The 25,115-nt window shown below is 50.5% G+C and carries 21 protein-coding genes; 11 read left to right on the top strand and 10 right to left on the bottom strand.

Annotated features, from left to right (window positions below; all coding sequences use genetic code 11):
• Positions 1–66 precede the first annotated feature (66 nt).
• Entirely contained in the window at positions 67–267 is a 201-nt protein-coding gene (locus BP71_RS37070) for a DUF6876 family protein (protein WP_496386833.1), read from the top strand.
• Between the two features lie 228 nt (positions 268–495).
• On the opposite strand, the gene BP71_RS37065 is transcribed toward BP71_RS37070, so the two are convergent.
• The 6 genes from BP71_RS37065 to BP71_RS37040 all read right to left on the bottom strand — a co-directional run bounded on the left by BP71_RS37065 (position 496) and on the right by BP71_RS37040 (position 9,241).
• Positions 496–930, bottom strand: a complete 435-nt coding sequence (locus tag BP71_RS37065; RefSeq protein ID WP_496386831.1) for a hypothetical protein — start codon at positions 928–930, stop codon at positions 496–498.
• Positions 931–1,021: 91 nt separating this feature from the next.
• Entirely contained in the window at positions 1,022–2,329 is a 1,308-nt protein-coding gene (locus BP71_RS37060) for an OmpA family protein (protein ID WP_496386829.1), read from the bottom strand.
• Positions 2,330–2,334: 5 nt separating this feature from the next.
• Positions 2,335–3,465 carry a hypothetical protein gene (locus BP71_RS37055; protein ID WP_496386827.1) on the bottom strand — a complete coding sequence of 377 codons (1,131 nt, stop codon included), beginning with the start codon at positions 3,463–3,465 and terminating at the stop codon, positions 2,335–2,337.
• Positions 3,466–3,488: 23 nt separating this feature from the next.
• The gene (locus tag BP71_RS37050; RefSeq protein ID WP_496386825.1) at positions 3,489–4,472 is read right to left on the bottom strand and encodes a TolB family protein; all 984 of its coding nucleotides are present in this window, start codon (positions 4,470–4,472) and stop codon (positions 3,489–3,491) included.
• A 114-nt stretch (positions 4,473–4,586) separates the two neighbouring features.
• Positions 4,587–6,020, bottom strand: a complete 1,434-nt coding sequence (locus tag BP71_RS37045) for a hypothetical protein (RefSeq protein WP_496386823.1) — start codon at positions 6,018–6,020, stop codon at positions 4,587–4,589.
• The gene (locus BP71_RS37040) at positions 6,017–9,241 is read right to left on the bottom strand and encodes a T9SS type A sorting domain-containing protein (protein ID WP_496386821.1); all 3,225 of its coding nucleotides are present in this window, start codon (positions 9,239–9,241) and stop codon (positions 6,017–6,019) included. Before BP71_RS37040 ends, BP71_RS37045 begins: the two co-directional genes overlap by 4 nt.
• 633 nt (positions 9,242–9,874) lie before the next feature.
• Here BP71_RS37040 and BP71_RS37035 point away from each other — a divergent pair.
• Genes BP71_RS37035 through BP71_RS37020 form a run of 4 tightly spaced genes read left to right on the top strand, consistent with a single transcriptional unit; the run spans position 9,875 to position 13,573 of the window.
• The gene (locus BP71_RS37035; RefSeq protein ID WP_496386819.1) at positions 9,875–10,249 is read left to right on the top strand and encodes a hypothetical protein; all 375 of its coding nucleotides are present in this window, start codon (positions 9,875–9,877) and stop codon (positions 10,247–10,249) included.
• Position 10,250: 1 nt separating this feature from the next.
• Positions 10,251–11,051 carry a hypothetical protein gene (locus BP71_RS37030; protein WP_496386817.1) on the top strand — a complete coding sequence of 267 codons (801 nt, stop codon included), beginning with the start codon at positions 10,251–10,253 and terminating at the stop codon, positions 11,049–11,051.
• 11 nt (positions 11,052–11,062) lie between these two features.
• Entirely contained in the window at positions 11,063–12,535 is a 1,473-nt protein-coding gene (locus BP71_RS37025) for a serine/threonine-protein kinase (RefSeq protein ID WP_496386815.1), read from the top strand.
• Between the two features lie 21 nt (positions 12,536–12,556).
• Positions 12,557–13,573, top strand: coding sequence for a WG repeat-containing protein (locus tag BP71_RS37020; RefSeq protein WP_496386813.1), 1,017 nt, complete (start codon positions 12,557–12,559; stop codon positions 13,571–13,573).
• 18 nt (positions 13,574–13,591) lie between these two features.
• Here BP71_RS37020 and BP71_RS37015 read toward each other — a convergent pair whose 3' ends face one another.
• From BP71_RS37015 to BP71_RS37000, 4 genes are read right to left on the bottom strand one after another with little or no spacing between them, the layout of a single operon-like run.
• Positions 13,592–15,148 (bottom strand): PP2C family protein-serine/threonine phosphatase, encoded by a 1,557-nt coding sequence (locus BP71_RS37015; protein ID WP_496386811.1) that lies wholly within the window; start codon positions 15,146–15,148, stop codon positions 13,592–13,594.
• Position 15,149: 1 nt separating this feature from the next.
• Complete coding sequence (locus tag BP71_RS37010; protein ID WP_496386809.1) at positions 15,150–15,845, bottom strand: FHA domain-containing protein; 696 nt, start codon at positions 15,843–15,845, stop codon at positions 15,150–15,152.
• Positions 15,846–15,883: 38 nt separating this feature from the next.
• Positions 15,884–17,194, bottom strand: coding sequence for a hypothetical protein (locus BP71_RS37005; protein WP_496386807.1), 1,311 nt, complete (start codon positions 17,192–17,194; stop codon positions 15,884–15,886).
• 17 nt (positions 17,195–17,211) lie between these two features.
• On the bottom strand, positions 17,212–17,961 hold the full coding sequence (locus BP71_RS37000) for an FHA domain-containing protein (RefSeq protein ID WP_496386805.1): 750 nt from the start codon (positions 17,959–17,961) through the stop codon (positions 17,212–17,214).
• A gap of 183 nt (positions 17,962–18,144) precedes the next feature.
• Here BP71_RS37000 and BP71_RS36995 point away from each other — a divergent pair, with 183 nt between their 5' ends.
• The 6 genes from BP71_RS36995 to BP71_RS36970 all read left to right on the top strand — a co-directional run bounded on the left by BP71_RS36995 (position 18,145) and on the right by BP71_RS36970 (position 25,103).
• Positions 18,145–20,655: an ATP-dependent Clp protease ATP-binding subunit gene (locus tag BP71_RS36995; protein ID WP_496386803.1), complete on the top strand. Its 2,511-nt coding sequence runs from the start codon at positions 18,145–18,147 to the stop codon at positions 20,653–20,655.
• Between the two features lie 12 nt (positions 20,656–20,667).
• Positions 20,668–21,639 (top strand): hypothetical protein, encoded by a 972-nt coding sequence (locus BP71_RS36990; RefSeq protein WP_496386801.1) that lies wholly within the window; start codon positions 20,668–20,670, stop codon positions 21,637–21,639.
• A 28-nt stretch (positions 21,640–21,667) separates the two neighbouring features.
• A complete protein-coding gene (locus BP71_RS36985) occupies positions 21,668–22,117 on the top strand; it encodes a hypothetical protein (protein ID WP_496386799.1) in 450 nt (149 codons plus the stop codon).
• Between the two features lie 38 nt (positions 22,118–22,155).
• Positions 22,156–23,517, top strand: a complete 1,362-nt coding sequence (locus BP71_RS36980) for a type VI secretion system contractile sheath protein TssC (RefSeq protein WP_496386797.1) — start codon at positions 22,156–22,158, stop codon at positions 23,515–23,517.
• Positions 23,518–23,562: 45 nt separating this feature from the next.
• Positions 23,563–23,970: a type VI secretion system tube protein TssD gene (gene tssD, locus BP71_RS36975; RefSeq protein WP_496386795.1), complete on the top strand. Its 408-nt coding sequence runs from the start codon at positions 23,563–23,565 to the stop codon at positions 23,968–23,970.
• A 77-nt stretch (positions 23,971–24,047) separates the two neighbouring features.
• Positions 24,048–25,103: a DUF6765 family protein gene (locus BP71_RS36970; RefSeq protein WP_496386793.1), complete on the top strand. Its 1,056-nt coding sequence runs from the start codon at positions 24,048–24,050 to the stop codon at positions 25,101–25,103.
• Positions 25,104–25,115 lie beyond the last annotated feature (12 nt).

Here is a 25,115-nt window from a genome sequence, read left to right as displayed (position 1 = left end):
TGCAACTGACCAATTGACACCAAGACCTTTCAGTATTTACGGACTCCAATTGGCACCACCATCTGGTTGCGTAAGGACCTTGACACTGACGGGAACAGATACATGACGGTAGAAGCAGGTACATTCTGGATAATTGTTGACATTGCATTTCAACAATTTCGTCCACGGACGAAAAGAAAAGAATTTCAAGTCTCGACGCTCTGTGTCGATCTGGCTCAATCCAAGGCAACACTTATTTGCTATGACAGTAATGGCCGGTTCCTCTGAACAAGGGGCATCCCTTATACTGACTTTGCTTTACGTGAGATAAAAATCTATGTTTCGGCAACACCATCTTGCTACCCAGTGAATATTGCTAACAACCTGGCTTGGTGACCATCTTCGAGAGCGTTATCGGTGCCGACACAGAGTGGGTGGGTGACCCGCCAGTCGCTTACGACCACGGGACGGCATGTTGTCCAATCGGCTAGTTTAACCCGGTAGACTTTTAAAATCTCATTGACTTTCGAGCAAGTATTCGTTTGTCGTGCCGCCCGTTTTTATCGAAGTCGTTGTAAGCCGGAGTTCCATAACCTTCTCCGAAACAGACAGAATTTGGTATTGTAAGGAACCTTCACTTCCTGTTGGCCGGGGTGTAAGTTCACTTAGCGTAAGCAATGCATTGTCCGAAGATAAGGTCCATCTGCCGCTGAACATTGACTTGTCGAGCTCCGTCAACCGGGCGATGTCCTTGATACTTAGATCCAGTCGATAATTTTCATAACCGAGTTTACTGTTACCGGTCGAGGATTTCTGAAAGACGACAATATTGTTTTCCTTTACTGTCCTCGCAATCCAGGTTTTACTGATCTGCTCCGGAACAGTCGGTTCAGGTGATTTACAAGAAAAAGTATTTGCTGATAGCAAAAGCATTGGTAGCAGATTTTTCATGGCATTGAAGGATTTAATTGAAGAGTTTATTGCATAAGTAGCCATTTATCATTCGATTTAGTGAATTGTTTTGCCCTGGAGGACGGTTTTGCTATTCCAGTATGACTTTTAATTCTACCCGCCGGTTCATCGCTTTGGTCGAATCCTGATCGTTTGAATAAGCGGGTAGCTTCCCGCCTTTAGCCTGCCAATGAACGGCATGCGGGGCAATGCCTTTTTCGACCAGATAATGGGATGTAACCCGCGAACGGAATTCCGAAAGAGCCAGATTGCGCTGCGCATCGCCTACATTGTCGGTGTGGCCGGTAATCTCGATCCGATAACCGCTGCTATTTTTGAGCAGGCTTGCCAGCGAGTCGAGGGTTTGCTTTGCTGAGGGACGTAGTTCGTAGCGGCTTTGGTCAAAATAGATCATCCACGGTTTCGTGATGGCCGTGTCGGGCACCAGCGCCTGCGCGGGAGCAGTAGGTTGCGGGGCTGACGTTACTGGCCGGGAGACTACCGATTTTAGGCTCGTAAACAAAAGACCGTCGGTCGAGAGAATCTGTGTGGCAATGGCTTTTTCGACAGCTCCCGGAACGGCCAGGCCCAGTTGGTATGCTTGTGCAGGTTGCACTTCGGCATAGCCATGTGCCGCATCTGCCATAGTGATGGCGACTTTGCCCCCCCTGGCATCGGTGATCTGTAGCATGCTATTTCCCCCCGCTTCCACCATAAAGGATATGATGGACATGGGCTTGCTCAATGCAATTTCGTAAATGGAAGTCGATCTGTCGAGCTGCTCGATGATCAGATTGCCGTGGTAGGTTTGATAACCGTCCGCGGTCGCCACGATGCCGATAATGTCTTTCTGCGTAAAAAGCATCTTGCCTTCTGTCTGCTTGGTTCCATTGGTAATTGGGAGGCATTGCTTGGTGTCTTTTTGGGTAAAAAAAAGACAGATCTCGCCTTTAACCGGCTTTCCCGTGTTGATATCAACCAGTTTGAAATAGCGGGTCACAAACCGCGACGCTTCCGTGCTATCGCTGTTATTGAGCACCAGGTCCTGCTGTTCAGACTGAAAGTAGGGACGATCTGTTGCCTGCTTATCGACCGGATGTAGCTTCAATGCGACCGCGTAGGTGCCCGGCTGGCCGGATAGGGGCAGTGTGAGCGTGCGGAAACCGGGTTGCTCGATAACCAGCCCGGTACTTTCGCAAGGTATACCGATCGAAAATTCACCTTTCACATTGGTTTCACCGACCGGTTGCTTGCGCCCCGCCGTTCTCAAAAATACCTTCGCCTTTGTGGCCTTGTCGGTGCTGGCGTCGACAATTTTGCCCGCGAGCTGGTAGCACTGCCCATATGCGCGGGCCCAGGCTGTCACGGCGACGAACAATATTACAAATGCAATTCGCATCGAAATCAGGGGCTTACATGAATGGAGATGTTGCCAAGCAAAACTTCAAACTTGTCCTGTGCTAGGCCATCGACAATTTTTTCGTAAGGTTGGAGCTTGATTTTCTGCTTTTTAGGGGTAACGTCTTCGAAATTATTGGTCGAGAAAGTCTGTGTATAGGAAGCCAGGCCCCAAAAGTTGCCGGCAGTGTCGGGTTCGAATTCTTCCACAAAGTTAATTTCTGCATAGGTGACGTTCACTTTGGAATAATTCAGCCGGCTGAGCCTGCCCAAATATTCCGTGACGTTTCTCCGGGTTTTGTTGTTGGGATTGTTCACAGCCGATACTTCTACGGTGGCATCTTTGATGAACATTTTTGCCGCTTGCTCGATCGCATGGTCTTTTTCCTTCCTGCTTTGGGTGTTATCGACAATTTTGGTTAGCAATTCCGCCAGTTCGTGCATTTTGTCCACGGACTTGGCTTTATAAACCTTCTGCTCGTCCGACGAAAGGCGCTTTTTCTCGCCCGGCAGCACTGTCTGCCTCACCTCTGGTACCGACGGCGTAACGGTTGGCCTTTGCACAGGACCGGCAGGCTGTTCCTGCGTTTTTTTGAACCGTAACTTCTCAAAATCATCCCGCATGACCGAAAGGTTGTCCGCTACCTCGGGAAGGTCGCGCAGCATCTCATGGCTGCCCGACTGCCGGATAATGGCAAACAGGTTATCCTTGTTGATCGAAGCCGATTTCCCATCCAGCGTTACGTAATTGATCGCGTCCGGAAACTCATTTTTGATGTGGCAGGCAATGACTTCGCGAGGCGACGCTTTGAACAGAATGTCGTTGACGACTTTCGCTTCCGGCGAATGACCATAGAAGTCCTGGATCTGTTGCTGGGCCTGCTGGGCGTCGCGGGCGATGGATTTCTCGGTGAGGTAATCACCGGACTTGTTGAAGAAAATGACAAATTTATCCCGTAAGCCAGGGTAGCGGGCTCCATTGTCAAGCACGGTGTTGATTTTTTCATCGTCGGCCGATTCGATCTTGCCTTTGATCTTGCTGCCGGTGGCAAAGTAGATGTGCTCGTCTCCCTGCGCAAAGCAGCCGGCTGCGTTCAGTGTGGCGAGCACAAGCGTGAGTATCGTTAGATTTTTCATAGGAGGTCGGATGGTAAATCGGACTATTTCTTCATTTTAAATCGCCATATCTGGTATTTCGATGCTTTCGAGCCTCGGTCGGAGCTAAACACGACGTAATCGTCCACCGACCAGTAGGGCGCGAAATCGTTAGATTTGTTCAGCGTATATTGCCGTAGGTTCTCGCCGTTTACATCCACGACGTAGATATCGGAATCCTGTTTGTTCTTCTTTGTCAGCTGAAAGATCAGGTTCTTGCTATCCGGGCTCCAATTCGGGTTTGTTGCATATCCGAGGCTCACATCCGTGATCTGCCTGGGTGAGTCGCCTTCACTGGACATGATCCATACAGTCCCAATCTCCTTTGATTTACTTCTGTCGAGGTCATACTTCACGAAAGCAATGGATTTGCCGTCGGGGGAAAATTTGGGAAAGCTCCCTTCACCGATCATGCGCAGTTCCTTCGTTTTGAGGTCTTTGATCCAGATCTGATTTTTCTTTACCGACACCCCGGAATACATCTTATTCGTCTTCTGGTTGATCGTCGCGTAAGTTTTCGGTGTTGCGCCTTTTTCAAATATGATTAGGTTTCCGTCCGACGACCAGGAAGGGTTGTATTCATCCTCATCGGTATTGGTTACCTGGGTAATGGCTTTGCCCTTGGCAGCATCGATGTAATAGATATCGAAGTTTGTTTTATCGAAATACTGGAAGACGATCCGGTTATTGGCATTGCAATACACGGGCGACAGGATGAGATTTTTCCCGGAGCTTTTTTGTGTGACCGCCTTTGTGAGGATTTTATCCTTCATGTAAATGTTGTAGGAGCCGTCTTCCTCCCTCGAAACATACACCAGGTTTTCTCCCAAATCCCCGCCGTTAGGGTACAGGCAAGGTTTGTCGGAGTCACTGATCTTGGTCAGGGTCTCAAAACTTTCACCGTCCGTCGTTAGTTCGTAGGCTTTCGGTGCGCAGCCTCCCGCAACGAGCAGGCCTATCCAGATATACAGGTTGGAAAACTTCTTCATAAGGCATTGATGTTTGATTTGTTTAAAGAAAATAGGGGGTATCAGAGGGCATGACAATCCCGTCCGGGTTGCACGCTATCATGTCCCGGGGTTGGTTTTCGGTGTATATTGAGGTTATAGCAGCCTGATTTCGATGCTGCGCAGTGTTATTCCATCGTTGATCATGCCGGACCGGAAGTAGAAACCTATGCCCCAGCTTTTAAGCTCTTTCTCAAAATCGACCCTGGGCAACTTATCGAAGTTGACAGGCACGTCGCCTTTCAAATATTTCAGCGGTTCGCCATTTAATTTAAATACCCGCTCGCCTCCGCCATTTCTAAAAGATACGGTCACCTGCCCGCTGCCGATCTCCAATGCAGGCTGCCGCACGCCCGCCATGTACCGCTCTACATTCCCGGCTTTGACAGCATTGACTTCAAAGGTTTTTTTCTGAACATTGATTTTCAGATAGGAGAAATTAACATTGTCCTTGTACTCCCATACGATCCCGAATTCGGTCATAGGCCGTTGCTCGTGGAGGTCAAATGATGCCACGATTTCGTACGGGCTGTTGTAAAAATCGTAGCTGACCGGCATTTGCAGCATTCCTTCCTCACGTGCATTGACCGCCATTACCTTGAAACCATTCGGATCGGTTTTATGGGTGGTTTGAAAATTACTTTTGTTGACAAACCTCCACTGGCCTGACGGTTCACAATCGAAATCGAGGAAATAGACGTCGTGACGCAAGCCGTTTTCCGTGAAATGCTCTGCTTTGCTTTGTGGACAATTGTTGACCATGTATACGATAGACTTAGGTTTGCCGTTCTGATAATTGATGCGTTTTACAGCCTCTTCGCGGTTGGTTTTGGAATTAAAGCCTCCTTCTACCGATCCGATCTGATTGCCGTTTTTATCAAAGACGTAATCCCTGAACTTCCTTCGGTTGCCTGTCAGATCAAACTCGGTCTGGGTAATCATCTGGTTGTCGGGCGTATACTTGGTTTCGCGCACCACCCGTTTTTTTTCGTATTGGCGTAATGCATAGCTCCCATCTTCCTCGAAAAACTTGCACAGGCCGTCGTAATCGCGGTTGCGCTCTTCGTACTTGCTTTCATAATGCCTGTATTGGCCTTCAAATTTCGGCTTGCCCGACAATTTGTAGAAGTCCTTTACCACGCCCTTGGGCTGATTGGTTGCGCGGTCGAATTTGGCCTGACGGATGAAGTAGGCATTGCCTTCCTTGGTAGTCGGGTTCTCACGTTTGTCGAAATATACGGTCCGGATGCCGTCGGGGTCCGAAGGCTCGCTCCTGGGTTCGGGTTTGTTTTTCGGAGCTGGTTTGCCAATTTCTGCGATAGGCGGTTGTACAGCAGGGATTTTGTTTTCATTCTCCTTCTCTTTTTTGCTGTCGACAGGCTCTTTTTCAGGAGATTCAAAAAAAGCGAGTGTGTTGACCTTCTGCATACCGCTGCTTGCCGATACCAAGCTTCCCGGGCGGTTTTGGCCAACTGCCGGTACCATCCATAGCGGTAACCCGCCGATGAGAATTAGCGTAATGATTTTCATTGCTTTATTATTTTTTGCTGTATGACGCGGTTGCCGTCGACGACTTCCAGCAGGTAGGTTCCGGCGGGTATATCGTCCAGTTTGTATGTATTGCTTGCTTTACGTTGCTGCGATTTCCAGAGTAACTGCCCTTTTACATTATGCATACTTACCGTGGCAGGCTTGGCAGGTGGCGAGGAACGTTCGAGGGTCAGCGCGTCGGCAATGGGGTTGGGGAAAATTTTCCAGGATTCCGGTGCGGGCGGGTTAACCGCCGTGATCAGGTCGACCAGAAAAGGCCCCGAATATCTGCTGCCGCAGGCATTGTGATTGGCTTTTACGATATAGCTGCCCTTGGGCACACCCATCAATGTACGCCCGTTGGCATCTGAAAGCAACGTGTAACCGGTCGTGTCCGATTCCGAAGTGAAGACCGTTTCCCGATAAAACCACTGGTACTTCTCGTCGATGCTTTGGGTAGCTTCCAGGGTGTTGAAATCCAGCGCGATGATCGCCGGTCTCGACGCTTTCAAAGTCAATTTTCTGGATGCCGATGAAGCTTTGCAGCCATCCTTTTCCACCGAAACAACAAATTCGGATTCCGACAAACTGGCCAGTGTATTGCCCTCGTAAATGACGTTTTTACCGGTTGTAAGCTCGCTGCCGGCAGCACCGACACCCTTTTTTACCGAAACATTTTCCTGATTCCAGGTGTAATTGTACAGTTTCTCAAAACGGGCTTCCGATGCCTCCGCACGCAATGTAAAGGAACGGTCATCGCATATGGCGGGAGTATCCGCGGGCGAAATGCCGACGCTGAATTGGCCTAGTGCTTCAATGGAGATCTTTTGGGAAGATGTGGCCGTGCAAATATTGTTGAAATCTGCAACTGCATAATAGAGACCACTTTCTGTCGGGGTGTAAACATTTCCCGTGCTGTTGCCCAAAGCCGCGATGCCGTTATCCCGGTACCATTTGACAGTCGCGGTGCTCAGGTTTGACTCGGCTTTAAGTTCCATCGAGACTGCATTATCGCCGGAGCAAACAATGATCGGAACGGACTGATTGGGCGGTGTCACTTTTACAGTAAGCTCTTCCTCGCGCGGCGACACGCTGAGTGTTTTGCTGCAAGCACCGCGTGTGAAAGTAACCGAGTACGTGCCGGCATTGTGGACGACATATTGCGAATCTCCCTTGGCCTGTCCGTTACCGGTCCAGGTGTAGCGGACGCCAGCGGAACTGTCCGTCAATGCGGTAAGGGTCAGACCCTGTGTTTTGTTGCAGATAACGGCCGGGTCAGGCGTAAGCCGCACATTCCTGATTTCCGGATCGGCGAGTATCGTGATGGCTTTGGGTGTAGCGTCTTTGGATTTACAACCGCTGTCTTTCAGGGTCATTTTCAATGCATAACTTCCGCTCGCGCTCACAGGCAATGATGGCTCCGTTTGACTGGCAAGCGGCACAGTGGCGTCGGCCCCACCAAACCATTCATACACGAAGTTTTCGCTGCTGTTGGCAAAGCTCGTGCCGGTTGCAATGGCCCGGAGGCCGGCTCCTTCTCCCTGGCAAATCCTGGCTTCGGTAGGAGAGGAAATCAACGTCGCCGAGACAATTTCCATCGATGGGGTAAATGCACCGATTTCTACCTGCGTAGATGCGGTCGCAACGCACGCCCCACGGGTAAATGTAACCAGGTATGTACCGGGCGACTGCGCACTGAGCACGGCGGAGCTGCCTGACTGCGGGCCCGACCAGGCATATGCGATGTTGTCCAGCGGTGTATCGGCGGTCGCTTGCAGGTCAATGGATTTTTCCTCCGGCATCCCGCATATGATGGCCCGTTTTTTAGTCGCAGGCAATCCGATGTCGGCACCGGTAATCGCCTGGTCTACTTTGATGACTTTCTCTTTCGATTTTTTCGTCGGGCAGCTTTTATCCTTTGCGGTAATGGCCAGCAAATAGGTGAATGTCCCCAGCGCGCCGTCCAGGTCCAGCGTAGCCGTGTTACCCCCTACCGTTGTGCCATCCCGTGTCCACACATAATCGAACTGGTCGGGGTTATTGGTGATCGCCATGAGGGAAATGGGCGTATTTGAGCAGTAAGCACCTACTGCCGACGCAATTTCGGGGTTGTAGTTATTGTCAGAAATGGTAATCTGCTGTTGCTGGCTGCAGGCACCTTTGGACATCGATACTTTATAGGTCCCCGCCTGGGAAATGGTCACCATTCTTCCACTTTGGAAAAACGAATTATCGCCCTCACGGGTCCAGTTATACGTTCGGAGCTGATCCGGGTTGGCGGTCAGGGTTACTTCGGTCGGCCCGGGCGCGCCACAGATAATGTTGGCCGACGCAGAGATGGGCTCATTAGCGATCGGCGCGTCGAAAGCCAGCTCGACGGGCCCGGAAGTTTTTGCCTCGCAATTGACCTTGCTGGGCTTCACAGTAACCGTGTAAATGCCCCCCTGAGTTGCCTGATAAGATTGGGAAGTGCCTACCGAGGTACCTGCCAGTTTCCAGTCATAGGTGAAATCGCCGGTGGCATTGGCAGAAAGTGAAATACTTTCGCCCGAGCATTTGACGCGGCTATCAGGCGGCGCAATGCTGGCTTCGAAGTTGAAGATATCAATTGCCAGCTCATTGGAGGGCACTCCATTGCACACTTGGAGATTTCCCCCAGAGGTCTTGATATATGTAAACGCCTCAACGGTGTATTTGCCTGTCTTATTTACATGGATACTCGATCCTTTCTCACCTGAAGACCATTGATAATCAGTATTGTCGGACGGATTGGAGAGCGTAATTGTTGCTTTTTCGTTAGAAGAGCACAATAATGCTTTATCAGCAGTGATAGTTGGTTGATTTGCCGGGGCCGAAACAACTGCAAGTGCAACCCCGCCATTCGTTTCCCGACCATTCACTACGTCAACCACCTGGAAAAATATGTAGTCACCGACAATTGGGAAGTCGGCCAACTTGAATTCGACGGTTAAATAGGTACCTTCGAATATGTAGGAGGAGGTCGTAATGGATTCGATTGTGGCTAATTTCCCTCCGCCCTTGTTATTCCACAAATTTACATTGAACACATGCTCAAGCGGTGCGGTCAACTCCAATGTCAGCTTTATCGACTCACTATTGCATAGGACGAACTGATCGTTCCGATATTCGTTGAGGGTGGAGTTATATACACCATTCATGCGATACGAAAACTTGCTTCCGTTGATGTATGCAACGTTCATCGACAGATTTTGGAAATCAAATTTAGCGGCAACTTCCCCTGCAGCATTCTGTGAACCCCTAACCGAGAACCGCAAGACGCCGCCAAAACTGTCGTTTTTCAACGGGTTCTGCGTGTAAAGAGCGCTGTTAAATACGATGTCCAGAAAGTTTGAGACACCGCTGCATGAAGAAATATTTACCGAAGGAAATGAAAAGCTGATTGACCCTCCACTTTGATTTATGCTACCCGTGGCCTCGCGAGTGGCCGGAGTACATGATCCGCTGCACGGCGAGAAAGAGCTGGTGTAGCTTATTTTAGCCGTGTTGGCGCTAAGAATTCGCACCTCAATGCCCGAAAACTTATATGTCGCGGGGGTACAGGTTCCACCACTAGCGAGAAAACTCAGATTCAGTGAACCGGTTTCGAAAGTCTGTCCGTCACATATCAAAGTGTGCGTGCACAGAACTAAAAGGTTGATGATAAAAAACCAATGGTATCGTTTAAACATAAGCCCAGAATGTTACATTTCCACCACAAGGTTACGGAGAAACGAAGGGCCGAAAAATACGTCAACTGACGTATTTTTTGTTTTTTAAGGAATAGCGTACTTGCAGCTACTTGGGAAAAAAAGTGTTTATGCAGTATTCTGATAATGAGATATCTATATTCTATTCGGGCGAAATGGCTCACCGCCGCCGCATTGATTTTTGCCTCTGGGGGAGGCTTCGTGCGTTGCAGTTCCTATGAGGAAATTGACTTCCAAAAAGAACGTTGCAAGCAAGCCCCGCGCGGCGGAATCAAGGTGGTGGATAGGGGAAATTTCCGGCGCGAATTCGAGGTGAACCAATCGGGCAATACCCCTGAAAGTGCGCCCATCCGCGTCACCTGGATCGTCGAGGAACATTCCTTCACAGCCCGGTGGCTATCCTACCAATTTGAAAAAAAAGGTGAGCAGAAAGTCACGGTGATCATGACTAACCCGTGCTTCATGCAGACAACCAAAGACACGATCATACAAGTAAAATGATATGCAAAGAATCCTCTACTTTATCTGTTTTATGATGACGATATCCCAGGTGGCGCTGTGCCAGCCTCGCATCACCAACGTGCGTTTTGAGGTGCGGGAAAAATCCAAAGTCATCGAAATCCGCTACGATGCCCAGGGCCTTGTTCAAAGCGATTCCGTTTACATCATCGCCAAAACGCGCAAAGGCCACGAGATCAGGCCTCGTACGTTGCAAGGCAACGTGGGGACGGGCCTGAAAGCCGGGAAAAATAAAAAAGTGATTTGGGATGTGGTCGCCGACGACCTGCGGGTTAATGAGGAAGTCGGCATTGTAATAAATGTATGGAGTTTACCTGTGCCTGTCGTGGCCGTGCGCGACAGTATACCGCCCAGGCGTCCCATTGTAGCCAAAGCACCCAAGGGAAAGCTGAATGGCATGGCATTGCTCACGCTCGGTGCCGGCCTGGCTGCGGGTGGGGCATTGGCTTATCAGGGCTATCTTCAAAAAGGACGTAGCCAGGACAATTACGATTTGTACAAATCCCGCAACTGGAACCATAAAAATGACCTTAACCTGGCCGGCAACGATACGTATCTGCAAACGCTGTACAAAAGCTCGGCCGAACAGGCTGAAACGGATTTGAAACTGGCTAAAAGGCAACAAATGATGTCCAGGGTTTTTACCTATGGCGGCATTGCTGTTGCCGTAGTGGATGCCGTTCTCATGCTTCCCAGGCTTCGTAGCCGGGCAAACAAAAAAGCGGCGCTCCGGTTCGACTGGGGCCCTGAAATGGTTTCCGTTGGGGTCAAGATTACATTTTAACGTGACAAGCTATGACAGCCGAAGATTTTTACGCGCGATTTGAATTCAATCCGTCCGCTTCCGGCAGCTTGCTTGGCCGGGGTGGATTCAGCAGTGTATACAAGGTATTTGATAAAGTAAGGAAAAGGTACGTAGCCGTTAAACGCAGCGAGGTAGGAGTATTTACCAAATTTGACCTGGAAAGGGAGGTGAAGCTGGCAAATGAGATCGACTACCACCCTAATATTCTCCGGTACGAAAATGTGGAAAGGATTACCGACCGTGCCGGTACTTACGATTATGCCATTATCAAATACTATTCGGAGGGCAACCTTGACCAAGTGTTGAGCCGGTACACGCTCACGGATCCGGAGCAAAGACAAATATTGACCGGTATTTTACGCGGCCTGGCCCATTTGCACAGCATCCCCATTATCCATCGTGACCTCAAAGCCGCCAATGTGCTGATGGATCGGGACGGAAATGGAAGCTGGCTGCCTGTGATTGCGGATTTTGGATTAAGCAGGATGGTCGATGCGGACGTGAGCTATGTGCTGAACAACTCCCAGATCGCCATCACGCCCAACTACGCGGCCCCCGAGCAGTATACCGAGAATGACGCATTGCGGCCCAACACGGATCTGTGGGCTTTTGGGGTGATGACCTATAAAATGATGACGGGCCGACTGCCATTCAGGGTGGAGGGAGAGGCGGCGGAAAAGGATACGTCGCACCGGATCAGAACCATGGTGCTGGAAGGGAAGTTGCCCAAAGACATTGGAAAAATCAGGCAACCCTATTGTACTATTATCCAGAAATGCCTCGTGGTCAGTCCTGAAAAAAGGGTTAAGCGAGCTGAGGAATTACTTAAACTGCTGGAAAAAGAGCAGCCACCTGTTGCTGTCCCGAACGGCCAACCGGAAGGTTTCGATGGCAAAACCATGTTGAAAGGACAGCCGCTAAGGAGCCCTTTTGACCCGCCGACGCGCATCAGTGAGCCGGCGACGAGCTATTATGATAGGACCATGCCTGCTCCGCGACGACGCATAAAGGCCAAGCCGTTTCTTTTGGCGGGACTGCTTCTGGTCGTCGGGGTTGTGCTGTACCTCGTTGTGACCCTTCTAGGAAGCCCCGGGAATGTGCCGGTCCATCGCGCGGTGACTGCCCGTGCGGATACAACGGGCGCAAAGTCGCTGCATTTCCCCAATCCCGACCCCGACCCGAAAGAAAAGAAAATGGAGACGCCAAGGCCTTCACGGCCAAAAGTCCAAACCGGAAAAATGGAGATATTCACCCGGCACCATAACCTGCGTGTATACATTGACGGTGTCAAACAGCCAGGTATCGCGGAGGCGGGGCGCACGACGAGGTTCGCCCTGCCGGTCGGTCAGGGAGTGATTTTCAAAATTGAATATATCGAATTCGGTCTGACGCCGCCCGCTGAGCCGTTGACTGTGGCGCCCGGGCAGGTGTTCCAACGGGTTTATGAAGAAAAATTTAACTGAAATTACCGGAATTTTACCGCAATGGCAATTCAAAAGCAATACATAGATTGGCTCTTTTTCGGGGTGCTGCTGGCAAGCATTGCGCCATCCCTTCACGCCCAAACCAGCCGGAAGATCACCAAGGCGGACGAAAATAAGATCAAACGGGAGACCAGAAACCTCATTGATGCACTCGACCAGGAATACGATTTTTTTCTGGCATCTACCGCTTCCGAGCGCGACAATCGTCTCGGCCATTTGCTCACACCCGGCGCGCAAAGAATGTTTGCCAATGATAAAGTGACGATAGAAGACGACTTTTTCGACACGTCGGTCGAAGGACTCGAGCAGCGTGACCGCGACCTTCCCGTGGAAGACTACTTCAACCGGCTCGCCGCAAAATTCGGCGAAAACGACCAGGGAGAAAGCGTCAATGCGGGGAAGACGGTAGCGCTGAAAATCACCCAGCTTTCGAAAATCCAGGCGCATTCGGATGTGGACTCCATGTACATCAAAGCGACGTTCGAAATCCTGTACGATGGGGTAGCCCGTAATGGACATCCGTTCAAAAATGCGGAGCGGGTGGCAGAAATGACGTTGGAGCGGGAAGGCAAAAACTGGCGTGCATACATCCGGTCGCTGCGGTTTCATGACCCGGCCATCGCGATCGATAGCAAAGCGGCTTCCGTCGGAATTGTCGAGGAAGTGATGAAAATGGATATCAAATACGAGGATGCGATCGCATCAGAAACGAAGATCGTGAGCCGCATTCCGTCGATAAAAGCATTTTACAGCAATGAATTGTGGGGATTGTTTACCGATGAGAACAATGATAAACGGATATTGGCTCAGCCCGTTTTCTGTGAAGTCGATGAGTTTACCGAGGAGGGCAGGGCGCTGGTTTGCCAGGATGGCAAATGGGGTTTTGTAGACCGGGAAGGCAAATTGGCGATTCCTTGTCGCTACGATCTTGCGCTTTCTTTTGTCAAAGGCAAAGCGCAGGTAGAATTTGGCGGCCGCCGCATGACGATCGACGTCAACGGAAAAATAGTGAAATGATAATCCGGCACGTTTGCCCTACTCCTCGGCCGCCTGTTCGACGGAATTTTTTATATCCGAAGGTTTGAAATGCTCGATAGCCATTGCCTTTTGGCCAGATATGTTACCTATTTTGGTCTTAATTCCATTCTTCAGATATTCGGTGAAGTTAGGGTCGGTGGACGCACTTTCCACGCCTTCGATACGGACGTCCGGCTTCGACACATAGAGATAGTATTTTCCACCTTCTTCAAAGCTGTACAGGTGCACTGTATCGGGTATGCTTGTGGCGTCGTCATATAAAATGCGCGTTTTGCGCTTTTTGTGCGGCTCCCAGGTAAAGTACCCCTCACCGTTCCGGATAATGGAAAAACGGTAACGTTTGGATTGCGCAATTACTTCACCGGCAATCGGCATAGCTGGCGAGGTGAAGGTAGGAGTTTGTTCCGATTTAGACATAGCAGCCGCTTTGGGTTCGGTCTTACCCCGATTTACCTTCACCGGCAAGGTGCGAAATGTGTCCTTTTCGGCCACCGCAGTTTTGACGGGGCTTTGTCTTTGCTGTTGAATGATCAACCCGGCGGCAGTCGCGATAATCCCGCCCAGCGCCCCCAGCATGTAGGGAACCAGCCTGGACCGGCTTTTAGCGACTGGGCGATCGCTTTGAGCAACATTGTTCGTTTTCAAGCCAACTTCCGGCAGTTGTGCCGACGGCTTGAAAAATGTTGTTGGCATATCATACTCGTAGCTAAGAAGCTGCACAACCTGTTTTGCCAAGGGCTGGGCCATCGTCAGCAGCGCATGGTCTGCAAACCGGTATCCTTCGGCCACTTCGCCGGAAACTTTACGGACCTGGATCAGGTAGGCCGAGTAATTGTCCCTTGTCTTTTCATCGCATTCCTGCCGGATGTTCCGGAGCTTGGCTTCGATCGGCAACTGGTTATCCGGCGTTTCGCGCAAGTGGTAAGCCAGCAATTCATCGTACACGTTTTCCAGTACGCCGTCTGTGCACAGGAAAAAGTAGTCTCCCGCAGCCACATCATTGATAATCCGCACGTCGGGCCGGTCGTTGCGATCAGCCGCCAGCACTTTTGTGATCACATTCTTCTGGGGATGGTTGCGGGCTTCCTGTTCCGTAATATGTCCGTTTTTCATCAGCTCGTTCACGAGCTTATGGTCTTCGCTGACACGAATTACTTGTCCGTCGCGGACCTGGTAAATCCGGCTGTCGCCCAAATGGGCCATGGTTGCGCCGGCTTCGTTGAAATGCAGTAATGTAAAGGTCGTTGCCATGCCACGGGTTTCCGGATCTTCCCGTTCTTTTTCAAGGAAGTCGGCTGTCACCTTTCGCAACGCCTGAGTAATGTAGGTTTCATCGGCCACAGGGGTAGGGTATGTATTGAAATAATCGCTGACAGATCCGCATACCAGTTCGCTGGCAATTTCACCCTTATGTTGCCCGCCCACTCCGTCGCAGACCAGAAAAAGCGTATTTTCAGGGTTTTCAATGCCTGGAAGCGGGTAAATGCTGTCTTCGTTATTAGATCTCTGGCCGGTTTCTGAGAATCCTGCGGGTGGAAAAATTTCGATTTTCATGCTAGTTTCTGATGATTACGGTTGGGCTGTATTCAGAATCCTTCACAAGGCGGGTTGCGTCATCGGAATTGGCGACGGTGCGAATGGTTTTTATAACCAGTTTCGTTTGACCAACCTGGATCGTATCGCCGTCATTGAGATAAACGACGTCGTCCGGTTGCAAGCCTTTTTGAAATGCGTTGACAAACGTGCCGTTGGTACTCATGTTCTCCGGCCTGCCGGTGGTCATTTTCCGATCGGACACCAGGTAGTCGTAACCGCCGGCTCTAACCGGCTTTACCTCCAATATGCAATGATTCCGGCTCATAAATGCATCCTGTGTTACAATCATGATGTCGCACGGACTTGCGGAATTGTGCCGTCCGATAATTTGCCTTCCTACCCGGAGTGGGAATGTTTGCAAGGCAGCATTTTCGTCATGTACCACCAGCCAGCCTACTTCGTTCTTTCCGGTCACACCCGTTGAAAATGAGTCGATTGGGGAGGGAGTTGGGGCAGGCGCGGAAGCAGGAATAACGACCGGCCGCGGATTAGGGATCGAGACGGGCACCGGTTGATGCGGTAAGGCCACGGGAGCCACGGGGCTGGGCGGGCTAACTTCCCTTTCCGTATCCGCAGGCAAAGCCACCGCATTCGGAAAGCCGCAGCTGCCGCAGCGAACGATTTGGCTGCCATTGTTGGCAACGGTCAGCCGCATATGACATTTTTTACAGGATATTTCCATTGCTTCGTTGATCAGCCCAGGTCTGCACCCGGATCTGTGTAAAAATGATCGTTGGCGGAAAGCCCGCCAGGTTCGTCGTCGTGTTCGAAATCGACGGGTAGAAAGTGGTCGTGGTGCTCGAATTCCATTTGGGTATAACTCGCTTCCACATCTTCGTCGGCGTTAAAAACAGTTATGGGATCCAGCGGATCCAGTTCAACCGATTGTATCCTGCCATCCGTGTTGTTCAGGTAAAAGCTGGTTTCGATCTGCCCATCCTCGTCCAGGTCCATCGCTGTGAACGGAGATTTGTCTTCCTGGCTTAGTGACACTACATCCACGATGTAGTCATTGTTCAGATCCATTCCTATCAGGTAGTCGGTGTGGTCCCGGACGATGGATATCGGCCATTGCGCAGACGCATCGGCGGATTGTCCGGCCGACAAATCGAACACCTCGCCCACCGGCGTTTCCGGAATTTTCGGGACGTCCGCGAGAGGAAATGATGACTTTTCGAGAGAAACATTGACAAGCTGCCCCGCCGTATCCAGCCCGAATTTAGCATCCAGCATGAGGTCGCCGTCCGTGTCCATCATCACAATGGGCGCTTTTCCTTTCGTATGCGCAATCAGCACTTCTGCAATGCCGTCCTGGTCACGGTCGACGCCCGTCCAGGTGATCATTCCTGATTCCGCCACTGCTACCAACGGGTTTGCCGCATCTGGTTCGGGTGAAGCTGGTTCCAATAAGGGTTCGGTCGCGCTGAGCCATTGCTGCTTCCTGGCGTCGGGCAAGCGTTCCCATTCTGCCTGCCTGAAAGTACTGTAATAGGTGTCGTTCCAAACAAACAACCCACCCGGGCCTACTTCCGAACGCGCGGCATTGAATGCGGTTTCAAAATCCATTTCGTCGGTAATGCCTGTCGACACGGCCAGTTCATCGGGAATAGCAATTTCGGGCGTAGCTGTATGGTGTGAAACAGTAGTGGGTTTTGGCTCGGAAATGGGCGGTGGTGACGGCTCATTAGCCGGTGTGTCGCTGTTTTCCGATGCTATGAGTGGCTTGATGACCGGTGCCGGTGCGACCGGCTTTGCATGGGTTGTCACTGCGCGCTCATCCATCCCTGCGATGACGATCGTTCCTAATCCCAGCGTGAGCATGCCTCCGGCGACCAGGGACAATTGTTCGACCTTCGTCAATGTTTTTATTTTGGGTTTGATGTACGGTTCCGCGGGCGTTACCACCGCTTCCCACGCAGGTTCGGCAGGGTTCGGCTCGGAAGTCGACTCGGTGTCCGCTTTTCCGGCAAATATCCTGGTCTTGTCAAGGTCTATCGGGCTCATAGCAAGTTGTTAGACTATTATGTGATTAAGCTTTTTTTGCAATGCCGGCAGTTTTTAATCTGAACCAATACAGGAAACGGGTCCATTAGCTTGACGTGGCAATGTGGGCACCGGTAATGGATGTCGTATTGTTCGGTTAATCTGGTCATGTTCAGCTCACGTTTCTCCCGCGCAAATTGCCTCGATTTGATGAAGGACCAAGCTGCAATGAGCAAGGATATCACAGAACCGACGATCGAGATATAGCGGTACTCGTTCGGGACAAATACCGCCGATCCCGCACATAGCGCCGTGAACGGAATCCCCAGCGACTGGTAGCGTGCGTTCAGGGCTTCGTTGCGTTGGAGTTCTTCAAGCTGGCTCCTTTTGGCAATGTATTGTTCGTACACCATTTTCAGCGTGGGCGCGCCCGCCAGCACGGGGAAAGATTGCGCCGGTGCCAGCGTGGTTAAGGAAGGCAGCAACTTGTCGAAATGATCGCTGAGCGACGCCGCCTGTTTTGGTAGGCCGGAAGTTACCAGCTTTTCCCACGGTAAAGGTGTGTTCCCGAACAGCACTTTGTTTTTGGGTGTAATTTCTTTTTGGAATATCCGCTGCCCGTCCACAAATGTCCCGTTTCTTGACCCGAGGTCCCGGATTTCCCACGTATTCGATTCTGCCTCTTTAAGGGTTAGCAAAGCGTGTTCTCCACTGACGTCCGGACTGGAAAGGACAATGGTATTTCCCTGTTTGCGCCCGACGGTTACAGTCCTGGATTCGCTATTCATATACAACCACTTAGCAGTAATCTTTTTTAGGTTAATGCAAAGATGGAATATATGCCTGTCCGATAAAATACGTCAATTGACGTATTTTATTCGTGTTTTTTCTTCCCTAGAATTGCAAAGTAGTTCAGCGCAATGCCCCACTCGGGAAGCTGACCGCAGCCACACTTCGAACCTGTAATCAAGATGACGTCCACCTCGCTTTTTAGCTCAGAATTGAAGCGTGCGATCCATATCGCACAGGCCGTTGCCAAGGAGCATTATCACTCCGGGTTTACGGCAGCGCATTTGCTGAAAGGAGTGCTGCACCACGACATAGGGCTGTCGGCCATGCTCGTTTCCTGGGGGATTGACATCCATTACATGCAGGATTGGGCTGATGTCCGCATTGAAAAACTTCCTAAATCGGCTAGGACTGAAACAGAACCGCGCGGCGATGCATCGGTACAGGCGATCATCGAGGTGGCGGATGTGGTCAGGATGAAGCTTGGAGAAGATCTGGTGAGCCCTCTTGCGGCATTCATTGCGATGGCCAGGCCAGGCGTGGGATTTTCGAAAGAGCAGCTGAAAGCCTATCCCGTAACGGAAACCGAACTGCTCGGAAAGGCATTGGGAGCGTCGGCTGTTGACAGGGCGATTACACCTGTCGGCGTCGCGGGAAAAGCAGGTGCTTCGTCCAATGAAGCAAAACGGGGCCAGGCATTGACGAAATTTTGTGCGGATCAAACGGCCCTTGCTCAGGAAGGGAAGCTCGATCCGGTAATCGGAAGAGATAAGGAGACCCGGACGATCGTAGAAATACTTGGCCGGCGCACCAAGCCTAATGTGATCATTGTGGGCGAACCCGGTGTGGGTAAAACAGCCCTGGTAGAGGGGTTGAGCCAATTGATGGCTGACAAACAGGTCCCCGGCCATTTGACAGACGCCTCGTTGTTCCGACTGGACATGGGCTCGCTGATTGCAGGCGCTTCCTATAAAGGAGAAATTGAAGACCGTTTGAAAAGTATCTTGGCAGACCTGAAAGAATATCCACGTGCATTGCTCTTTATCGACGAGATACACACGCTCGCCGATCCGCAAAGTGGCGCAGCTGGGTTAGTCAATCTGCTGAAACCGGAACTCGCGCGGGGCGAGCTCACCTTAATCGGTGCCACCACGCTGGACGAATTCCGGAAATTCATCGAACCGGACGAAGCCTTTGCGCGGCGGTTTGAACTGGTGCGGGTAGACGAGCCTGGCGAAACGATCGCAAGCAGAATGATCGGTCGGGTGGTAGGCTTGTTTGAAAACCATCACGGCGTTGGTGTAGCTCCCGAAACGGTGCCGGAAACCGTCCGCTTGGCGAAAAGATACATTAAAGACCGGCGTTTGCCAGACGCGGCTATCGACCTGATAGACCGGACGATGGCAGCCATCCGGCATATGAAAGAAACCTCGGCGACGGAGATCGGCAAGCTCGGCAACGAGCTCAACGAACTTCACCGACTTTATGGAGACGGAGATCGGGAGTTGTATATGCAGGAACTCCGCTGGTTTGAGACGCAACTCCACGACCGGCTGAGCCCGGTGCTACTGGGGCAGATCGAAAGCGGGGAAGACACCACGCAAATTGAGATCGCCGAGTCGCTGTATGACCATCTTGTTGGATTGCTGGAAGTGGTTTCCGGACTCAGCAGGCAGGCGAAAGAATATGTCGAAAAGGCGGATGTGGCGGCTGTGGTGGCACATAAGACAGGGATCCCGCTGGGGAAAATCCAGTCCAAAGAAAGAGAGAAGTTATTGCTGCTCGACGAACACCTTAAAAAGCGTGTGGTTGGGCAAAACCATGCGATCCGCGTTATCGCAGACGCGATTTTAGAGAACAGGTCGGGGCTTAGCAGGGCCGGTCAACCTATCGGTTCATTTTTCTTTCTGGGCCCAACAGGCACAGGGAAGACCGAACTGGCCAAAACGATGGCCGACTTTCTTTTTAATGACGAGCAGGCTTTGATCCGGTTCGATATGTCCGAATTCAAGGAAGAGCATTCGGCAGCATTGCTGTACGGCGCCCCTCCCGGCTACGTGGGTTACGAGGAAGGCGGATTGCTGGTCACCAAAATCAGGCAACAGCCGTTTGCCATCGTCCTGTTCGATGAAATAGAGAAGGCCCATCCGTCGGTATTCGACATTTTCCTGCAAATCCTTGACGAAGGGCTGCTCCATGACCGGCTCGGCAGGGAGGGAGACTTCTCGAATGCAATCATCTTATTTACTTCCAACATCGGCGCCGACTGGATCGTCGAGCAATGTGGAGCCGGTAAAATACCGCGTTCAAATGATTTGCTGGAACTGATGACCCGCCATTTCCGCCCGGAGTTTTTGGGACGTTTGACCGAAATCATTCCATTTTCCCCGATTACGGAAAATGCGGTCATCGATATCTTCAAAATCCAGTTGCATCCTTTGCTCAAACTCCTGGAAAAACAGGGTATCCGATTGCATTTGAATGACCAAATGATCCGTCGCCTCGCATTGGAAGGCTTTACACCCCGTTACGGGGCCCGCCCGTTGCGTGGCGTAATCCGCGACCGACTGAGAAGGCCGCTATCCAGGATGATCGTCTCCGGTGAACTGGGACGAGGTTCGGAAATCAGCCTGGTAGAAGGAGAGAATGGGGAGTTGGTTTGGGAAAAAACGATAGATGAAGTATTACATTAACCTTGAATACCTATGCCTACTTATCACATTCTTTTGGCTATTGATGGTACGGATTCCAAAGACTGGCGTCGTCAGGACGGGCTCAATAGTCACATTTGGCGATTTTATACTGATTTTCAGGGAGAAAAGAAATATCCCATGCATGGCCCCGGCGTTACCGGGCTTGATGTAAGTAATATTCTTGACGAGGGAATAAAGATGGTTTACGTGATGATCAATCAGGTATTGGAAGAGCGTGGTTGTTCGATAAATGACATACATGTGAATCTGGTGGGGCATAGCAGGGGAGGGTTTATCGCGATCAAGATTGCCAATATGCTTGCCAACCCGGTTTTATACGTGCAACCTGCGAAAACGGATTCGGAAAAAAGAATGCGCTTTATCAACAGCCAATTGGGACGCAGCAGTGCGCTTAACCGGATCAATGTGAATTTTTTGGGGCTATATGACGCAGTTAAGCGAACCGCAACAGAGATTTCGGGAGATCTGACACTCAACAACGTGAATCGCATAGCGCACGCAACCCGGGTTATCGAAAAATGGTATTCATTTGCGTCCCTAACCGCTTCCCGGCCGTCGTTCGATAGTATTGTTATACCCAAAGAACCAGGAAAAGTCTTTGATTTGTCTCATGGTGGAGTTGGGGGAGACCCTGGTTTTTTTACACCATTGGAGGTACGAAAGGATCTGTATTGTAATGCACTTGATCTCATCGAAAACCCGGAAAGCTCGTGGCGCGAAACAATTTCAACTCCCTACAAGCATATTTACACAACACATTTCAAAAAAAATCCCGACGAGCGCATCGCACAAGTCAGGTCCTTTTGGCTTGCTTCGGGCGACGCAGATCGATATGTAAGAAGTATAGCCAGCAACTGCGGCGTCCCGCTGCCTGGTTCCAGTCAGCACCTTCCGTGGGGAGACAGGGAGTACCGAGAGGCAATCCTATTGAAGTCTAAATTGAAGCTGCCCCAAGGCGCATAAATTTCAACTTTATCTAAATCATTCCAAAATGGCCATTGACAAACCCCAGTTAGGCGGTGTCATCATCGATGAGGGCACGACCGAGGCAATCAATTTATTGCACGACAACAAGACGGCGATTATCAACAAATTTACGGCGAATTCGCTGAGCCAGGCGCCGGTACGCGATATTCAAAAGTTGCAGGATGCATTTGACCGTTTTAATCCGAATATTCCCATTACGCATCTTACTGCCGACGGGGAAGAAGTAAACGAGTCGATCCGTTTTACCAACCTGAGTGCTTTCACGAAAAACGGGATCACGGAACAAAGTAACTTTTTGCGCGATCTCAGGAGCCAGGAGGAAGATTTCAGGACGATCAGCACCCGACTCACCACCAACAAACTGTTGCAGAGCATGCTGGCCAACCCGGCCCTTAAAGCCGCTTTTGTAGAGGCACTGGAAGCGATGGTTTCCGAAATCGATGAGGCGAACTGACCTGTGACATTCACTTTTTAACTTAAACAGCTATAACGATGGCACAAGAAGAGCGAGCGCCACTGCTGAAAACGCAGGAGCTTGTAAATGAAAAAGCTGCGCCCCGGCCACTCGCCGAAGTCATTCCTGCGCTTGCGCAATTTGGCGGCTTCGACTTTCTCAAAACGGTCGTTGATGGTGCCGAGAACATGGATCCTTCCAAGCGCGCCCGTAAAGCGATGTTTTTAGAAGAGGATGAAAACAAGGCGGACCGGAAACTGCTGAAAAAGCGGATACTCAATGTCCTCGCGATCGTCAATGCTCACGAGCACGTCGCGGATATGGTCGAAGCAAGCGAGGCCAGGGCGCAAACCGCAAGCCAGACACTCCGTAAAAACCTGAACAACTGCCTGAAAAAATCGGCCGAACTGGAAGGTTCCTACCGTTCACTGGCGCTGTTTTTTGAAAATGCAGCAGAGGAGAAAGTCAAAAACCTGGTGTTGTTTGACGCCGGTAATAAACAGACCGTAGACGCTGACAATTTCAGTAATGCCGTGGGGATTTTTCTTCAGGTGGCCAATGAGCTGCGCGATAATTACAACAAATTCGATCTGGTCAACAATTATTCATTGCTGGTGATCCCAGGCTGGCTGAAAAACAATCTCATTGTGGACAAATGGGCCGAACTAGCACATGAAAACAAAGTAATGATGCTGACGGACTACCGGCACCTGGACAGCGCGGAGGAAATTGAAAAAGCTTTCGATAAGGATAAACTGACGGGATCGGACCCACATAAGGCACATGTGATGATGCCGTGTAACTGGATTATCGGCCGCGAGTCGTATGCGGAGGTCGGGGAAACGGACCATCTGTACGTGTCGCCTTCGATGGCACTCGCCGGGCTGCTTTGGGGCGGTAACATCGCCCAGCCGTCTGCCGGTTTGGCAAATGGAAAGTTGCGTATGGCCAGCGGCACCCGTTTTGCGATGCGGAAGAATGAGGTCGCCGAACTGGAAAGCCGCGGACTCATTCCGCTCATTTATGAATGGGGCCGGGTGATACCGCAGTCTGCCCGTACTTTGTTCAATGGAGACAATGTAGGAATGCAAACGTATAGCGTAGTGCGTGTGTTTGACTGGATCGGAAAAATCATGCAGGATTTTTTGAACAGACGGACCTTCACCAATATCAACAACCAGATGTTGGGAGACATTCAAAAGCAGATATCGCGGTTCCTGAGTTCCATCGAAGGCCCCGGAAAGATTATCGAAGGTTACCGCAATCTATCAGTAAGAAAAGACCCGCTCAATCCGACACACGTTTTGATCGATGTCGAACTGAAACCATTTTTTCCGGCCAAAGTCTTCAATATCAGCATGACAGGCACAAAGGGAAGCTGGAATTCGGAAGTAAAATAGTTAGCTCAGATAGTTTATTATTAATCATTTAACTTTCTTAAAATCATGGCACACAAGGCTGTACTTGAAATCGATAGCACCAAATTCGAAGTGCTTCATTGTACGTATTCATTCCACCAGCATGTAAACCCGCATACGAATGAGACTACTTCCGAGATTTTCGGCGGTAACATCGATCTGACCGTTGCGACCCGGAAGGACGATACCATGGGCAATGGCAATAAAATCATCGAGCTGATGCTGATGCCGCATCACGACAGCGCGCAGGGCCTGGTCGAGTTCTTCAATCAGAAAAACGAATCGGTCCGGCAGATCAAATTTGAAGACGCAGCCGTGGTGAATTTCAGTGAAACATTCTCGCTATCAGGCGATAATGCAGGAACGCAGTCGTTCACCATTTCGACGAGATCCATGGATATCAATGGAAATAAGCTCGTTTTAAAGCGGGACTAGTGGGATAGGCCCTGACTTTTTGGGGCCTTACTAATTGTTTTTCGGCTTATCTTTTCGTTATTCATCCGTTTTCAACAATGGAAGAGTCAGGGCATTACTATACCGTCTATTTCGTGGCACTGGCTGTGGGCTTTTCGGGAAAAGCAGCTAAGGGATTTGCTTTTTGTGCGCAAATGCCGGATGAGGTCGCATCTCTGGATGCAAAGGAATTGGAAATCAGGCAGGGAGGGTTAACCGCTAGACAGACGATGGTTGACACGCTGCGAAAATTAAACATACCAGAAACATTGCTGGCCAAAGCCGGCGTGAATACAAACCTTTCCACACAGGTTGCGACGGAAAACGACTGGCGAATGCTCGTTGAACAAGTATTGCACTCATTAACCGGTGGGGATGTCAGAAAGCAGCGGGAAATCACCCGGTCGGCGATGGAAAACGTGTCACCCAAAGATGGAATTAAGTTCGGCTTTCTACTGCATCGCCTTGGCGATACATTTGCGCACAGTCATATAGACGATGAAACGATGCTGTACCGCACGGATAAGCAAATGCTGAGTCAAGATAGGGGGCACGCTTTACACGGTTCTGCTCCCGACCATCCCTGGCAACGCCAGCATATTTTTATGGCATATGTGAGGGAGCTGTATGATGTGCTTACCAAGGCGCTTAAACACCCCGACGCGAAAGTGATGCGGCAGGAGGGACAATCATTGTCATCAGGGGAAGTCGAAAAAGTATTTAGAAAAGCGATAGCCAATATCCAGGTTTGTTCAAATAAGGATACTTTGGGCAGAGCGGGGTTTCGGGTAAGTGCATTTAAAAAAGATCTGAGCATGGGCCTGGGGCGTCCGGTGACATTGGGCGTCTCCCTTGCCAAATGCGCTACGCCCGAGGACAAAGCACAGGCAGAATTCGCGGGCGTGATAAGAAGTGAAATTCAGAAGCTCTTTAAAATTGAGGCAGACCCTTATCAACCGGAACGCAATGGGGTCATGACGCTGGCTGCCTTTCTCAACAAATATAAGCTCTCTGACCACCAGCAGCGCAGAATAACCCCGAGCATGATCGAAGATGCTGTCGTAAATATCTCTAAACTTCTGGAAAGTGCGGAGCGTAAATATGACATGAAGTAATTTTTAAACTGT

The organism is Dyadobacter ginsengisoli DSM 21015, assembly GCF_059568735.1.
Note: the sequence above shows the minus strand (reverse complement) of the source record. Positions and strands in the feature narration are given on the sequence as shown.